Annotated in this window: 13 protein-coding genes; 6 read left to right on the top strand and 7 right to left on the bottom strand. The window is 61.0% G+C overall.

All coding sequences use genetic code 11. From position 1 onward, the window contains the following. Positions 1-7: 7 nt before the first annotated feature. A complete protein-coding gene (locus RXV90_RS16065) occupies positions 8-2344 on the bottom strand; it encodes a methyl-accepting chemotaxis protein (RefSeq protein WP_316649888.1) in 2337 nt (778 codons plus the stop codon). A gap of 117 nt (positions 2345-2461) precedes the next feature. Further along, positions 2462-3094, bottom strand: a complete 633-nt coding sequence (locus RXV90_RS16060; RefSeq protein ID WP_316649887.1) for a J domain-containing protein — start codon at positions 3092-3094, stop codon at positions 2462-2464. A 75-nt stretch (positions 3095-3169) separates the two neighbouring features. On the opposite strand from RXV90_RS16060, the gene RXV90_RS16055 reads away from it, so the two are divergent. Continuing rightward, positions 3170-3427, top strand: a complete 258-nt coding sequence (locus RXV90_RS16055; protein ID WP_316649885.1) for a BolA family protein — start codon at positions 3170-3172, stop codon at positions 3425-3427. Position 3428: 1 nt separating this feature from the next. Here RXV90_RS16055 and RXV90_RS16050 read toward each other — a convergent pair whose 3' ends face one another. Further along, positions 3429-3800 (bottom strand): DUF4177 domain-containing protein, encoded by a 372-nt coding sequence (locus RXV90_RS16050; protein WP_316649884.1) that lies wholly within the window; start codon positions 3798-3800, stop codon positions 3429-3431. 440 nt (positions 3801-4240) lie between these two features. On the opposite strand from RXV90_RS16050, the gene RXV90_RS16045 reads away from it, so the two are divergent. Then, positions 4241-4789: a VPLPA-CTERM sorting domain-containing protein gene (locus RXV90_RS16045; protein WP_316649883.1), complete on the top strand. Its 549-nt coding sequence runs from the start codon at positions 4241-4243 to the stop codon at positions 4787-4789. A 64-nt stretch (positions 4790-4853) separates the two neighbouring features. Here RXV90_RS16045 and gatB read toward each other — a convergent pair whose 3' ends face one another. Further along, on the bottom strand, positions 4854-6365 hold the full coding sequence (gene gatB / locus RXV90_RS16040) for an Asp-tRNA(Asn)/Glu-tRNA(Gln) amidotransferase subunit GatB (RefSeq protein ID WP_316649882.1): 1512 nt from the start codon (positions 6363-6365) through the stop codon (positions 4854-4856). A 138-nt stretch (positions 6366-6503) separates the two neighbouring features. Between gatB and RXV90_RS16035 the strand changes: the two genes are divergently transcribed. Then, a complete protein-coding gene (locus tag RXV90_RS16035) occupies positions 6504-7064 on the top strand; it encodes a type 1 glutamine amidotransferase domain-containing protein (protein WP_316649881.1) in 561 nt (186 codons plus the stop codon). 99 nt (positions 7065-7163) lie between these two features. Further along, the gene (locus tag RXV90_RS16030; RefSeq protein WP_316649880.1) at positions 7164-7757 is read left to right on the top strand and encodes a transglycosylase SLT domain-containing protein; all 594 of its coding nucleotides are present in this window, start codon (positions 7164-7166) and stop codon (positions 7755-7757) included. Positions 7758-7779: 22 nt separating this feature from the next. On the opposite strand, the gene RXV90_RS16025 is transcribed toward RXV90_RS16030, so the two are convergent. The 3 genes from RXV90_RS16025 to pepN form a co-directional block, all read right to left on the bottom strand. After that, a complete protein-coding gene (locus RXV90_RS16025) occupies positions 7780-8328 on the bottom strand; it encodes a VPLPA-CTERM sorting domain-containing protein (protein ID WP_316649879.1) in 549 nt (182 codons plus the stop codon). Between the two features lie 115 nt (positions 8329-8443). Then, on the bottom strand, positions 8444-8875 hold the full coding sequence (locus tag RXV90_RS16020) for a hypothetical protein (RefSeq protein ID WP_316649878.1): 432 nt from the start codon (positions 8873-8875) through the stop codon (positions 8444-8446). Beyond that, positions 8865-11423, bottom strand: a complete 2559-nt coding sequence (pepN, locus tag RXV90_RS16015) for an aminopeptidase N (RefSeq protein WP_316649877.1) — start codon at positions 11421-11423, stop codon at positions 8865-8867. Before pepN ends, RXV90_RS16020 begins: the two co-directional genes overlap by 11 nt. A 154-nt stretch (positions 11424-11577) precedes the next feature. Between pepN and RXV90_RS16010 the strand changes: the two genes are divergently transcribed. Both RXV90_RS16010 and RXV90_RS16005 read left to right on the top strand, forming a co-directional pair. Next, the gene (locus tag RXV90_RS16010) at positions 11578-11718 is read left to right on the top strand and encodes a DUF2256 domain-containing protein (protein WP_316649876.1); all 141 of its coding nucleotides are present in this window, start codon (positions 11578-11580) and stop codon (positions 11716-11718) included. A gap of 94 nt (positions 11719-11812) precedes the next feature. Beyond that, complete coding sequence (locus tag RXV90_RS16005; RefSeq protein ID WP_316649875.1) at positions 11813-13951, top strand: malate synthase G; 2139 nt, start codon at positions 11813-11815, stop codon at positions 13949-13951. The last annotated feature ends 1 nt before the right edge of the window (position 13952 follow it).

The following is a 13952-nucleotide window of genomic DNA, read 5'->3' as shown; positions in this document are numbered from 1 at the left end:
GGTCACTTCATTCCGCAGCGATCGTATCCGGGGCCGGCGATCCCATGGCGGTGCCGCCGGAACGGGTGCGGAAGCGTCCGACGAGGGCCTGCATCGCTTGTGCCTGGCCGGCCATGGAGTATGCCGCCTCGCGTGTTTCGTCGGAGAGGGCGGCGTTCTTCTGGGTAATGACGTCGAGCTGGCTGATCGCGGAAGTCACTTCGCCGACGCCCGTGGCCTGTTCGCGTGCCGTGGCGGTCAGTTCCTGCATGGTGGAGGCCATTTGCGAGACGCCCGTCATGATCTTTCCCAGCGTCGCCCCCGTCTGTTCGACAAGTTCGACGCCGCGGCGGACCTGGGTTGCGCTTTCCTCGATCAGTTCCTTGATGTCCTTCGACGCTTCGCCCGAGCGCTGGGCCAGGGCGCGAACCTCTGTCGCTACCACGGCAAAGCCCTTGCCGGCAGTGCCCGCGCGGGCCGCTTCCACGGACGCATTGAGGGCCAGAAGGTTCGTCTGGAATGCAATTCCGTCGATCACGGACACGATTTCGCCGATCCTGTCAGAGGCATCCTGAATATCTGACATCGCACCGACAGCCGAGGCGACAACGCCTTCGGCTTCATTGACCTGCTGGCTGGCGGATTGCGCGAATTCGGCAGCGTTCGACGCGCCGTCTGCACTTGATCTCGCGGATGCGGAAATCTCCTCCATCGCTGCGGATGTTTCCTCCAGCGAGGCGGCCTGTTGTTCCGCCCGGCGCGCGAGTTCCCCGCTTTGCTCGGTCATACGGGCCGCGGACTCTCCCACGCCCTCGCACTGGCCGCGGATCTGGTCGAGCAGATCGCCGAGGCTTTCTACGGTCTGGTTCACGCTGATCTTGAGTTCGGCGAACTTGCCGTCGAAGGCACCGTGCATGCTGTCGGCGAGATTGCCCTCCGCCATTTCTGCCATGATACGGGCGGCTTCCGTCAAACCGCGATCGACATTGTCGACGAGTTGGTTGATCGATCGGGCAAGCTGCGTCAGTTCCGGCTCTTCGAAAGCTGCGTCGATCCGGACGCTGAAATGACCGCGGGCGCCCGCGTCAACGACATCGCCGACCGCGTCGCGCAGGCGGGTGAGCATTGCCTGGCGGGCCTCTTCGACCTGGCGCTGGCGGGCGGCTTCGGCCTCGGCGTCTTTGCGGGCACGCTCCGCCTTCTCTTCTTCCTTTGCATCGGCTTGCCGCTTCTGTTCCGCCTCAAGCCGCCGGCGCTCCAACCCGTTTTCGCGGAACGAGATGAGCGCCTTTGCGATTGCTCCGAGTTCATCGTCCCGCTGGTGCCCCTCGATCTTCGTTTCGAGATCGCCCTCGGCCAGCCGGCGCATCGCAGCCACCGATCCTGCCATGGCATCGGATATCCCGCGCTGCACCTTTCGCGCGAGAACCACGCAGAGCACGATGGATGCGATCACCAGAAACGCCTGAAGCGTAACGGTCGAGATCAGCGTCTGTTCGCCCTTCGCGGCGTGCGACGCCAACCCCTTGTCGAGTTCTTCGGTGATCGAGTCGAGCCTTGCTGTAAGATCGTCTGATGTCTGATCAAGCTGATCGCGGACCGTGTTGCGCAATTTGATTGCCGCCATCGCGGCTTCCGCCGTCGTCCAGAATGCCTCTGCCTCATCAATGATCTTCTGAGCCTGTTCCCGGCGGCTTTCGTTCGTCAGATTGCCTGCGACGTCGGCGAGACGCGTGCGCGCGGCGTTCATATGATCGATCGCTGTCTGCAGATATTCAGGATCATTCTTGAACAGAAAGCTTTCGACGAAAATTCGCGCCAGCAGAAAGCTTTGCTTGCTTTCGCCCAAGCCGACGATTGCCCGTTGGTTGTTGTCGAACATCAGCGTGGTGGTGAGCGCGTTGATCTGCTTCAGGGCTTCCGTTCCGCGCGCCTTAAATTCATCCGAGCGAACCGCCAGTTCGCGCTCGTGGCCGATGGCTTTTTCGAACGCCGACCTGAAATTTCCGAGGCTGTTCTCAACGGCCACAAGCGCATCGAAGACGCCGGGTTTTCGGGCGTAGGTGTCCTGCGCCGCGTTGCTTTTGCGCATAGCGTCGGACAGGGACGTACGGGTAAGTTCCACAAGTTCCTCCGACGCGACGCGGCGAAACTGCATCTCGTATTTCTTTGCGTTGAGCACCTCGGCGCGCAGTTCGTCAATCTGCGCGCTCTCGACGGTGTCGTAGCGGTAGGTTTCGAAGATGGCACCGATGCGCCAGCTTGCAAACAAGCCCTGAGCACCGGAGACGACCAGCCCCGCCGACAGCACCGCCGCTATGAAGGAGATGCGTTTCGCGATGCTCCACTGCGAGAGCTCAACCATCAATGCCTCCGCCTACCCATGACGCGCAGGCGTAACGGCATCCCGGTTTTCAAGCACTTAACGATCGGGCACCATGAAGGGAGGAGACGCTTAAAATGCGCCTCATTTTCCGATCGATCAGGTTGCGAAGTTGCGGCTGTCCTTGATCTGATCCCATGCCCAGACGACCTCTTGCAGACGATCCTCGTCAGCGCGGTTGCCGCCATTCATGTCGGGGTGGAGGTCTTTCACCAAGCTTTTGTATTGCTTGCGGATTTCCGCCTTGGTCCAGTGATCGCGGGCCTCGAGAATATCGAGGGCGCGGCGTTCCGTCGGCGGCAGCTTGCGACTGCCCGTCACGCCCTTTCCGGGGTTCTTCGTGGCGTTTTCGCCGAGGATCTGGTGGGGATCGTCAACGCCCAGACGCGACCAGGCACGGGCCTCTTCCCCGTTCTTTCCGAATGGCTTTGTGGGCCTGTCCCACACACGGTCGCGGGCGACCTGATCCTCGAATTCCTCCTCGGTCGATCCGTTGAAGAAATTCCATTTCGTATTGTACTCGCGCACATGGTCTTTGCAGAACCAGTAGTAGTCGTCGAGCGTATCGGGCGATTTCGGAGCGCGATACTGCCCCCGCTCCTGGCATTCGGGGTGATCGCAGGCGCGTTGCGACGTCTCGAAGGCGCCCGACATGCCGCGGCGCGTGCGCTGCCGCTTCTTCTTGTCGGACGATACGCGGATGTCGAACCCGAACGGATCACTGTTGCTCATCACTGGCCCCTTTTCGACTCGGACCGCAGAGTTTACGGTGTCGGGCCGAAAACGAAAGGGGGCGCAGACGGTTTTATGGGAATGGCGGATGAAATGCGCCGCAAGCTGGAAGCGGCTTTTGCCCCTGAGCGGCTGGAGATACGCGACGACAGTGAGCGGCATCGGGGCCATGCAGGATACCAGGAGGGTGGCGAAAGCCATTGGTTCGTGGCGATTGCTGCGCCGGCGTTTTCGGAAATGTCGCGGATCGAGCGCCATCGGGCCGTGCACAGCGCGCTCGGCCCGGAGATCGTAGGGCGGATTCACGCCCTGCAGTTGAAGATCGAGGCCTAGATCACTCGGCGGCGATTGCCGCACGCGCCTCGCTTGCATAGGAAGCGATGCGCCGAGGTACGACGGGTGGGACGGACCGTTCGACCTTGAGGTGAACGCGATCGACAGGCGCCGGCTTTTCGTCGCTGGAGGTGAGCGCGAAGGGTTCGCGTCGGAAGATCATCATTTCACGGGTTACCTTGCGCCCGAAGGAGAACCATCCGCCCCTCGGCAATTCCATGCGGTCGGTGCGGACGTATTCCCAGCCTTCGATGGCTTGGCTGTTGAGCCGCGCCTCGAGGGTTGCGGTTACTGCGTCGTGGGACCGGTCTGTGCAGATCTTGCGATCGATGGAGGTGGGGGTGGGGATCAGTTTGTACTCGTACTTCGGCATGGTCGGACACTCCAAAATCGATGAGCAAGGGGTAGCCGGCACCGGCCGAATCTGGCAAGAAAACAACCGATTTGGGGCGAAATCGTGATGCACTGTCCGTCATCGGTGGTGGGTGGCCGCCGCGAGATGCGAGATTGTCCCCAACGCGGCAACGATCGGCGAATCGACCGGCTGATTTACCTGTTATGCGAGGTGGCTTCCGAGCAGGCTGTTCGAAAGCCTTTGGTCGGCCCTGCGTGAATTGTGGCAAAAGTAAGGCAGTCTGTCCATCAGAGCGCTTGTATCTACTGGATATAGCGGTGTTGTCCACGTTTGCGCGACAATTGATGGAGTGTGTGCTCAATCATGGGCCAGATCAGCGCGAATTTGTTGAAATTGTGTTGGAACCTTCGGTCGGCGTGGTAAGTTAACGACGTGTAACTTCGTGTGTAGGGGGACCTATGAAACTTTCCAATCTTCTAGCGGGTGCGATTATCGCGATGTTCCCGTTTGCTGTTTCGGCAGCGACGGTATCGCCGGATATCAACCCGGTCGGATCGAACTCGGTCGAGTACGATTTCGGCACTCTTGCTGCAGAAGACAACTTCAGCGATGAGGACATCGATCTTGCCGATGGAAACGACAGCTACATCATCGAGTTTGTCGCTCTTCCTGAGTCCGGCTCGCTTTCGATCGACATCATCAACACGGCGCAGCGGCTTCTGCGGACGTTTGTTAAGACCGATCTGGTCATCAACGGTTCCGGCGCTGGGTCGTACGACCTGTACTTCAACGATGTGCTGCTGACGACGGCGATCGGGGACGAGGGTGCGTTCCTTGCCGACTTCACCGGCACCGGCACGCTCAAGTACGTCTGGACGCTTGATGACGACAATGACGGCCAGGTGTCGACGAACCTGACGCCGAGCGCCGTTCCGCTTCCTGCTTCGGCTCTGCTGATGCTGGGTGCGTTGGGCGGTCTTGCTGCAATTCGCCGCAAGATTTCCTAAGTAAAGGTCGAAGAGATCTGAAACGGCGGCCTTTTTTGGGCCGCCGTTTTCTTTTGTCCGGATGCTATAGGCCGAGCTTGGTGGCGACGATGTCGTTGACCGCTTTCGGGTTGGCCTTGCCGCCGGTTGCCTTCATCACCTGACCGACGAACCAACCGGCAAGCTTCGGGTTTACCTTCGCCTTTTCGACCTGGGCGGGGTTTTCGGCGATGATCCGATCGACCTCCGCTTCGATTGCACCGGTGTCGGTCACCTGTTTCATGCCGCGGGCCTCGACGATCTCCGCGGGGTCGCCCCCGTCGGTGTATACGATCTCGAATAGTTCTTTCGCAATCTTTCCCGAGATGTCGCCCTTCTGTATCAGGTCGATGATTGTTCCGAGCTGTGCGGCCGAAATGGGGCTTTCGGTGATGTCGTGGTCTTCTTTCTTGAGGCGTCCGAAGAGTTCGTTGATGACCCAGTTCGCGGCGGTCTTGCCGTCGCGCCCGCGGGCGACCTCTTCGAAGTAGGCCGCCGATTCCACATCGGCCGTGAGGACGGATGCATCGTATTCCGTCATCCCGAACTCCGTCACAAAGCGTTCGCGCTTGGTATCGGGAAGTTCGGGAAGCGAGGCGGCGATATCATCGACCCACGCTTGTTCGATCTCGAGCGGGAGAAGATCGGGGCAGGGGAAGTAGCGGTAGTCGTGCGCCTCTTCCTTCGAGCGCATCGATCGGGTTTCGCCCTTGTCGGGGTCATAGAGCCGGGTTTCCTGATCCACGGTGCCGCCGCCTTCAATGATGCGGATCTGGCGGCGGGCCTCGTATTCGATCGCTTGCTGGATGAAGCGCATGGAGTTCATGTTCTTGATTTCACAGCGAGTGCCGAGGATCGAGTGGTCGCCGGTTTCCTGGAAGCGTTCGTAGTCGCCCGGGCGGCAGACCGATACGTTTACGTCGGCACGAAGATTGCCGTTCTGCATGTTGCCGTCGCAGGTTCCGAGGTAGCGCATGATCTGGCGAAGCTTGCCGACATAGGCCGCTGCCTCTTCCGGCCCGCGGATATCGGGACGGGAGACGATTTCCATCAGCGCGACGCCGGTGCGGTTGAGATCGACGAAGGACATGTTCGGATCCATGTCGTGGATCGACTTGCCGGCATCCTGTTCGAGGTGAATGCGTTCGATCCGTACACGCCGCGCAACGCCCGGCCCCATGTCGACCAGCACTTCGCCCTCGCCGACGATCGGATGATAAAGCTGGCTGATCTGATAGCCCTGGGGCAGGTCGGGATAGAAGTAGTTCTTGCGGTCGAAGGCCGAGCGCAGGTTGATTTCGGCATTCAACCCGAGCCCGGTGCGCACCGCCTGAGCCACGCAGAATTCGTTGATGACCGGAAGCATGCCGGGCATTGCCGCATCGACGAATGAGACGTTGAAATTCGGCTCGGCGCCGAAAGCCGTGGAGGCGCCGGAAAACAGCTTGGCTTTCGAGGCAACCTGGGCGTGGACTTCCAGACCGATCACAAGCTCCCAGTCATGCTGGGCGCCCTGAATGACTTTGGGTTTAGGTGCCTCGTAGGTCAGGTCGAGCATGGCGGTTGCATCCCTTCAGATCCGCCGGTGGTTCTAGGGGAGGAGGCAAAGCGCGGCAAGGGTGGAACAGTCTTGGTCGGCGCACGTTGACAGGGGGACACCGGCTATTTCGCCGGGACGCCAAACAGGAGATTACAGATGCCTAATATCGACCAGTCGAAGATACTTATCCTGTCGACCAACGGGTTCGAACAGTCGGAGCTGGAATTCCCCCGCGATCAGCTTCGCGCCAAGGGCGCGACGGTTCATGTGGCAACACCGGACGGTGCCGAGATCATGGGCTGGGATGGCGACGATTGGGGCCGGCCCGCCGAAGCCGATCTTGCGCTGTCGGCCGCCAGCGTCGACGATTACGATGCGCTTGTGCTGCCGGGTGGGCAGATCAATCCGGACCTTCTGAGGGTGAATGACGGCGCGATCGAATTGATCAGGGCCTTCGTCAACGAAGGCAAGATTGTTGCCGCGATCTGTCATGCGCCGTGGCTTCTTGTCGAGTCCGGTGTTGCGGAGGGCCGCGAGATGACCTCGTACCATTCGATCAAGACCGATGTTCAGAATGCCGGGGCCCATTGGGTGGATCAGGAGATTGCCATTTCGAACGGCATCATCACGAGCCGTAGTCCCGAAGATCTGAAGGCCTTCGTGTCGAAGATCGTTGAGGAAGTCGAAGAAGGAAAGCACGCCCGCGACGCGGCGTAACTTTGCCTATCGAAAAAACTGTATGCGCCCGGGCCTTTGCTTCGGGCGCTTCTCTTTGTAGCGTCTGGCGCGGTGCGGGGTGTGCACAAGGACCCTTGAATGAAAAACGTGATGAAACGCGTCGGTTTGCTGGCAGCCCTTCTTCTATCCGTGTCATGTTCAATTCCCGAAAATGAAGCGCCCGAGGCGTCGGGTGGTGTCGTGGCGCGCTGGGATCACCTGCCGCGCGGTGAAACCTGGACGCGTGCGGCGCTCGAGGCGCTCGACGGGCCGGGGCAGACGCTGGCCCTGACCACCCCTTCGGATATCGATGTCTGGTGCCCTGGGTACGAGACCGCTTCGATCGACGGGCGGAAGGCCTTCTGGGTTGGTCTGGTATCAGCACTTGCGAAGCACGAAAGTACCTGGCGTCCCGAGGTTTCGGGCGGGGAAGGGCGGTGGCACGGACTTCTGCAGATTTCTCCGGGCACGGCACGGGGATATGGCTGCGCGGCCACTGATGCGTCGGCCCTGAAGAACGGGGCTGCCAATCTGCGGTGCGGGTTGCGGATCATGGCCGTTACCGTTCCACGCGACGGCGTGGTTTCACGCGGCGGGCGCGGTGTGGCGGCCGACTGGGGGCCGTTTCATCAGGCGAACAAGCGTGAGGACATGATCGCGTGGACACGCCAATTGCCGTCCTGTCGAACGTAAATCAGCAAACCTGCCTGAAAATTCAGATGTTACGCTTCCGACGGCGCAAGACCGCGAACGATCCAAGCCCAGCCAGGATCAGCGGAAGGGATGCCGGAAGAGGCACCGAAGCAACCTTGTAATCCGGCCCTTCGAGAATCGATTCTGCCGTGTAAATCGATTGTTCTGGCGTTTCGATGAAGACCTGCGGGTTGAACCGGTTCCGGTCGAGACGACCGAACAGGCCGGTCAGGCGAGGTGACGTTTCCGTCAGACTTGGCATGACGCTGAAATCGCGATCGATGAAGCTGTTGAACCTTGTCCGGACCACGGTTTTGACACCGGTTGCCGTGAAATCGCGTCTGTTCACGAAGAAGGAAATCCGGTTTACGAATTCGCCGTCGAGCGTCTCGGTCTCGACCACGGGATCAAGTGTGCCTCTTTCGGCGCGGATTGCCTGAAGTCTCTGCTGCAAGCTGCTGAAGCAGGTGTCCGATCCGCAATCCGTCGCGCTGGCAGCGGACACGGAAACACCCCCAGCGATCACTATCGCAAGGGCGGCGGACCATAGGTTGCGAAATACTTTCGACATCAATTACCCCCAACTCGGTAAGTATAGCCTTTATCGGGTCAGCCTTCAATGTTTTTCCGGTTGGATAGCGGCCGATTCTAAAGGCGTTTTTCGCCTCACGACGCACTTTGGCAGGTCAGTTCCCGAAGAGCGAGCGGCGATAAGGAACTGCGCGAAGTTCAAGCGCGGCGTCGAGGGTGCGCCCGCCCGGCATGCATTGCGGCGGAATGCGCAGGCGGCGACCGTCGCTGAGGTGAATCTTGCCGCGCTGAGAGAAGTCGAAACTTGTGGAGAGAACGGCCTCGCGTATCTCGCCCAGCGGCACGGTGATCTCGTGGTGGCCGGTGTTCCACGCAAGTCTCTTGTCGTTGATCTGCAGGGTGGCGCGCGCGTCGCGGAACACATCCCAAACTGCCGGGCCGGTAACAACCGCAAAGAGCGCGACGATGACCGGATGGGCGTCGACAGCGAAGATCAGCAGAGAGAGGCACAGAAGCGCCGCCGTCACCATGGCGAGGCCAAAGGGGCGACGGGCGCGACGTTCGAAACTGAAGGGCTCAGCCGCCAAGAATGCGCCCCACCATCTCGGTCGTATCGCGGGACAGGTTTGGGGTGGCAGCGATGCGGCGGAGCGCGTCCTGGATCATACCCTGCCGGTCGCCGTCATAGCGCCGCCAGGTTTCGAACAGCGTGGTCATCCGGGCCGCCGTTTGCGGGTTCACCGGGTCGAGACGGATCAGCCAGTCGGCAAGGAAGGCGTAGCCGCGACCGGATGGGTCGTGGAAACCGGCGGCATTGGCGGAAAGCGCGCCGATGACCGAGCGGAAGCGATTGGGGTTTTTCCACTCGAAATCAGGATGTTGTACGAGCGTTTCGGCAACGGTTACGGCAGTTTCGGGGGCGGCTTCCAGAACCTGGAGGGAGAACCACTTGTCCATCACCAGACGGTCGCCGGACCAGCGGCGATAGAAGCGGCTTGCGGCCTCCTTCCCGGTAGAGTTGCCGTGGCGGAGTAGGCAGGCAAGCGCGCCGAGTTCCTCGGTCATGTTGTCGGCCGCGCGGTAGAGCGCCGCGGCCCGGTCGCCCCCGTCGATGCGGTTCAGGAGCCCGAGCGCCGTGAGCCGCAGGGCGCGGCAACCCGCCGCCTTCGGATCGGGGGTGTAGGGGCCGGGGAGGTTCATCGCCTCGTAGATATCGGGCAGGAGGCCAGAGAGGCGTTCGGCGAGCATGAGGGCGACACGTTCGCGGGCCTCTTGGATCGCCGTGGGATCGGGGGTGACACCCGCGTCGGTTAGGGTTTGGGCGAGATCATCCTCGGACGGCAGCCGCAGGGCGAGGGCGCGGAAGGCTGGATCGAGCCCATCATCGCGCAGCATGCGTTCGAGCGCGTCGAGATAAGCCGGGCCAGGCGCCGCGCCATCGGTGAGCATTGCCGTCAGAACATCCTTGGCGAGCTGGCGGCCCGCCTCCCACCGGTTGAACGGGTCGGTGTCATGGGCAAGAAGGAAGGCGCGTTCTTCCGCGTTCGTTTCGCGTTTCAGAATGACCGGGGCCGAGAAGTTTCTGAGGATCGAAGGGATCGGGCGCGCATCGAGGCCGTCGAAGGTGAAAGTCTGAGCGGGTTCCGTCATTTCGAGAATCGTGGTCGGCACGATTTCGCGGCCGTCGGGAGCAAGAAGGCCGGTGGCGATCGGGATCACCATGTGGCGCTTGTCGGGCTGCCCGGGCGTTGGAGGCGTTTCTTGTTCGAAATGAAGGCTGTAGGTTCCGTTGTTGAATTCTTCCCGGACAGTCAGGTGCGGCGTGCCTGCCTGGGAATACCATTCGGCAAAATGGGACAGGTCACGGCCGGTGGCGTCTTCGAACACGCGGATCCAATCCTCGATGGTGGCCGCATCGCCGTCGTGGCAATCAAAGTACAGGTCGAGCGCCTTGGCGTAGCCCGCATCGCCGACGAGCGTTTTCAGCATGCCGATCAGCTCGGCCCCCTTCTCGTAGACCGTAGCGGTGTAGAAGTTGTTGATCTCGACGAAGCTGGCCGGTCTTACCGGGTGCGCGAGCGGTCCGCCATCTTCGCGGAATTGGCGGCCGCGAAGTTGAAGTACGTCGTCTATCCTTTTGACAGAATGAGATCTTTGATCGCCAGAAAACTGTTGATCGCGGAATACGGTAAGACCTTCCTTCAGGCAAAGTTGGAACCAGTCGCGGCAGGTGATGCGGTTGCCGGTCCAGTTGTGGAAGTATTCGTGGGCGACGATCCCTTCGATCATCTCAAAGTCGCGGTCGGTTGCGGTCTCCGGACTGGCGAGAACATACTTGGAGTTGAAAATGTTCAAGCCCTTGTTCTCCATCGCCCCCATATTGAAGTCGTCCACGGCGACGATGTTGAAAACGTTCAAGTCGTATTCCCGTCCATAGACCTCTTCATCCCAGCGCATGGAGCGTTTGAGAGCGTCCATGGCATAGGCGCAGCGGGCTTCATCGCCGGGACGGACCCAGACATTGAGTGCGACAGGTCGGCCCGAAGCCGTCGTGAAGCTGTCTTCGTGGGCCACGAGATCGCCGGCCACGAGGGCGAAGAGATAGGCGGGTTTCGGCCATGGATCGTGCCATTCGGCCCAGCCTGCGCCGGAGGCGCCAGGATTGCCGTTCGAGAGAAGAATGGGGCAATTCCCCTCGATCCGTACTGTGAAGGGGGCCATCACATCGGGGCGGTCGGGATAGTAGGTGATCTTGCGAAAGCCTTCGGCCTCGCACTGGGTGCAGTACATGCCGTTCGACATGTAGAGCCCTTCGAGGGCGGTGTTGGCGGAGGGATTGATTTCAACCTCCGCCTCCCAGGTGAACGGGGCGTCGGGAGCGGTGCAAGTGATTCCCCCTTCGGCTTGGGTGGGTGAGACCTCGGCCCCGTCGATGCGGGTGGAAATACGCGTGAGGCCCTCGCCGTGAAGAAAGAAGCGACGATCCTCTGTCGCGGGGTTCGGCCGGAACGCGATGCGGCTGATGACGCGGGTCCGCTCCGGATCAAGCCTGACGGTCAGGTGCACCTCGTCGATCAGATAGGCGGGCGGCGTGTAATCTGAGAGAAATACGGCCTTCGGCGCGGCGTCTTTCATCGGGTTGTCGTCCTTGGAGTATGGATGCTCGGGTGGCGTCGACGGACGGTATTATTCTGGCCTGCCGCGTCAAGCCGGGTTGGCCGGCATTGATCAGGAGCAGCGTTAGGATAGGTCCGACGGGATGGCAGTGCATGGGGAGAGGCCGGGGGACATGGGTAAGATGCGACGGAAGGCGGACCTGCCGGAAAAGACCTGTGAGCGCTGCGGGCGGCCATTCGTCTGGCGAAAGAAGTGGGCGAAGGTCTGGGAAGAGGTTCGCTATTGCTCGGACCGGTGCAGGCGTCAGCGTTAAGCGTAATTGGTAAGGTAAATGAACCAAATTGGTTGCCAGCGGCCATATCGCGCCCTAGAAACCCCGCATACCACCGCATACGAGCAGGGACGCCATGAGCACTACCGAGATCGCAGGTCTGACCGTTGCAACCGTTCTGAAGGATTTCATCGAGACTGAGGCGCTGCCCGGTACCGGTGTAACGCCGGAAGCCTTCTGGAAAGCCTTCGCGGATCTCGACCGGGACTTAGGCCCTCGGAATGCCGCCTTGCTGAAACGGCGGGAAGAGCTTCAGTCGCAGATCGACGAGTGGCATCTGAAACGGCAGAACCAGCCGCACGATCACGAGGCCTACAAGGCGTTCCTGTACGACATCGGTTATCTTGTGCAGGAGGGCGAAGCGTTCGAGATCGAGACAGCCGATACCGACCCGGAATTCGCGAGCGTTGCCGGCCCGCAGCTTGTGGTGCCGATTACCAATGCGCGCTACGCGCTCAATGCCGCCAATGCGCGGTGGGGGAGCCTTTACGACGCTTTCTATGGAACCGACGCGATCGGAAGCCCGGCGCCTTCGGGGGCCTATGACCGGGGCCGGGGTGCACGGGTCGTCGCGAGGGTTCGGGTGTTTCTGGACGAGGCGTTTCCGCTTCAGGGCACGAGCCATGCTGATGCGCGGCGCTATCACGTGCATAACGGCCAGCTTCTGGTCGATGACCTGCCGCTCTTGGAGCCCGCGAAATTCGTCGGCTATCGCGGCCATTCCCGCGCGCCTGACGCGGTGCTTCTGAAGAACAACGGGCTGCATGTGGAGCTTGTCTTCGATCGCACGAGCGCGATCGGCGCGCGGGATCAATGTGGGCTGGCCGACGTTCGGCTGGAGGCGGCCGTCTCTGCGATCATGGATTGCGAGGATTCGGTCGCCTGCGTCGATGCCGAGGACAAGGTGCTGGCCTATCGCAACTGGCTTGGCCTGATGAAGGGCGATCTTGAGGACACCTTTGAGAAGGGGGGCGAACAGGTGACGCGCCGCCTCAGCCCGGATCTCGTTTTCACAGCGCCGGGCGGTGGCGAGGTGACGGTGAAGGGCCGCGCGCTGATGCTTGTGCGGAACGTGGGGCATCTGATGACGAACCCTGCCGTGCAAGGCGCGGAGGGCGAGGTTTTCGAGGGCCTGATGGACGCGATGGTGACGACACTGATCGCGATGCACGACCTGAAGAAGATCGAAGGCCTACGGAATTCGGTCACCGGATCGGTATATGTGGTGAAGCCGAAGATGCACGGCCCCGACGAGGTGGCTTTCACGGATGCAATCTTCACTCACGTGGAGGCGGCGCTAGGCCTGCCGCAATATACCGTCAAGATCGGGATCATGGACGAGGAGCGCCGCACGAGCGTGAACCTCAAGGAATGCATTCGAGCAGCGAAGCATCGTGTGGCGTTCATCAACACCGGTTTCCTCGACCGGACCGGGGACGAACTTCATACCTCGATGGAGGCGGGGCCATTCAGCCGCAAGGACTTCATCAAGCGGAAATCGTGGATCACCGCGTACGAGAACCGAAACGTCGATATCGGCCTTGAATGTGGCCTGTCCGGCAAGGCGCAGATCGGCAAGGGCATGTGGGCGATGCCGGATCAGATGGCTGCGATGCTGGAGACGAAGATCGAGCATCCGAAAGCGGGCGCAAACTGTGCCTGGGTGCCGTCGCCTACGGCGGCGACGCTCCATGCGCTGCATTATCACAAGGTCGATGTCTTCGCGGTGCAGAAGAAGCTGCGCGCTGGGGGACGGAGGGCGCATGTGGACGGGCTTCTGGATATTCCGCTGGCGAGTTTTCGGAAATGGAGCCGCGAACAGATATTGCGCGAGGTGGAAAACAACGCACAGGGCATTCTTGGTTACGTGGTGCGTTGGATCGATCAGGGGATCGGCTGTTCCAAGGTGCCCGACATCAACGATGTGGGCCTGATGGAAGATCGTGCGACCTGCCGCATCTCGGCCCAGCACATCGCGAACTGGCTGCACCACGGGGTGGTGAGCCGCGACGAGGTTGAAGGTGTTCTGAGGAAGATGGCCGAGGTGGTGGATCGCCAGAATGCCGGCGACCCGGTCTATGAGCCGATGGCGCCGGGATTTGATGGTGTGGCGTTCCGGGCAGCGTCGGACCTTGTTTTTGAAGGACGCACGCAGCCTTCGGGCTATACCGAGCCAATTCTGCATGCCCGCCGCCTTGAAAAGAAATCTGCCTGAG

Source organism: Ovoidimarina sediminis (assembly GCF_032586175.1).
In the GTDB taxonomy this organism is placed as follows: domain Bacteria; phylum Pseudomonadota; class Alphaproteobacteria; order Rhodobacterales; family Rhodobacteraceae; genus Ovoidimarina; species Ovoidimarina sediminis.
Note: the sequence above shows the minus strand (reverse complement) of the source record. Positions and strands in the feature narration are given on the sequence as shown.

Excerpts from the sequence above, each read along its gene's own strand:
- RXV90_RS16060 (WP_316649887.1), bottom strand. The coding sequence starts at position 3,094 with ATGAGCAACAGTGATCCGTTCGGGTTCGACATCCGCGTATCGTCCGAC.
- RXV90_RS16050 (WP_316649884.1), bottom strand. The coding sequence starts at position 3,800 with ATGCCGAAGTACGAGTACAAACTGATCCCCACCCCCACCTCCATCGAT.
- RXV90_RS16055 (WP_316649885.1), top strand. The coding sequence starts at position 3,170 with ATGGGAATGGCGGATGAAATGCGCCGCAAGCTGGAAGCGGCTTTTGCC.
- RXV90_RS16030 (WP_316649880.1), top strand. The coding sequence starts at position 7,164 with ATGAAAAACGTGATGAAACGCGTCGGTTTGCTGGCAGCCCTTCTTCTA.
- RXV90_RS16025 (WP_316649879.1), bottom strand. The coding sequence starts at position 8,328 with ATGTCGAAAGTATTTCGCAACCTATGGTCCGCCGCCCTTGCGATAGTG.
- RXV90_RS16010 (WP_316649876.1), top strand. The coding sequence starts at position 11,578 with ATGGGTAAGATGCGACGGAAGGCGGACCTGCCGGAAAAGACCTGTGAG.
- RXV90_RS16045 (WP_316649883.1), top strand. The coding sequence starts at position 4,241 with ATGAAACTTTCCAATCTTCTAGCGGGTGCGATTATCGCGATGTTCCCG.
- RXV90_RS16035 (WP_316649881.1), top strand. The coding sequence starts at position 6,504 with ATGCCTAATATCGACCAGTCGAAGATACTTATCCTGTCGACCAACGGG.
- RXV90_RS16065 (WP_316649888.1), bottom strand. The coding sequence starts at position 2,344 with ATGGTTGAGCTCTCGCAGTGGAGCATCGCGAAACGCATCTCCTTCATA.
- pepN (WP_316649877.1), bottom strand. The coding sequence starts at position 11,423 with ATGAAAGACGCCGCGCCGAAGGCCGTATTTCTCTCAGATTACACGCCG.
- gatB (WP_316649882.1), bottom strand. The coding sequence starts at position 6,365 with ATGCTCGACCTGACCTACGAGGCACCTAAACCCAAAGTCATTCAGGGC.
- RXV90_RS16005 (WP_316649875.1), top strand. The coding sequence starts at position 11,813 with ATGAGCACTACCGAGATCGCAGGTCTGACCGTTGCAACCGTTCTGAAG.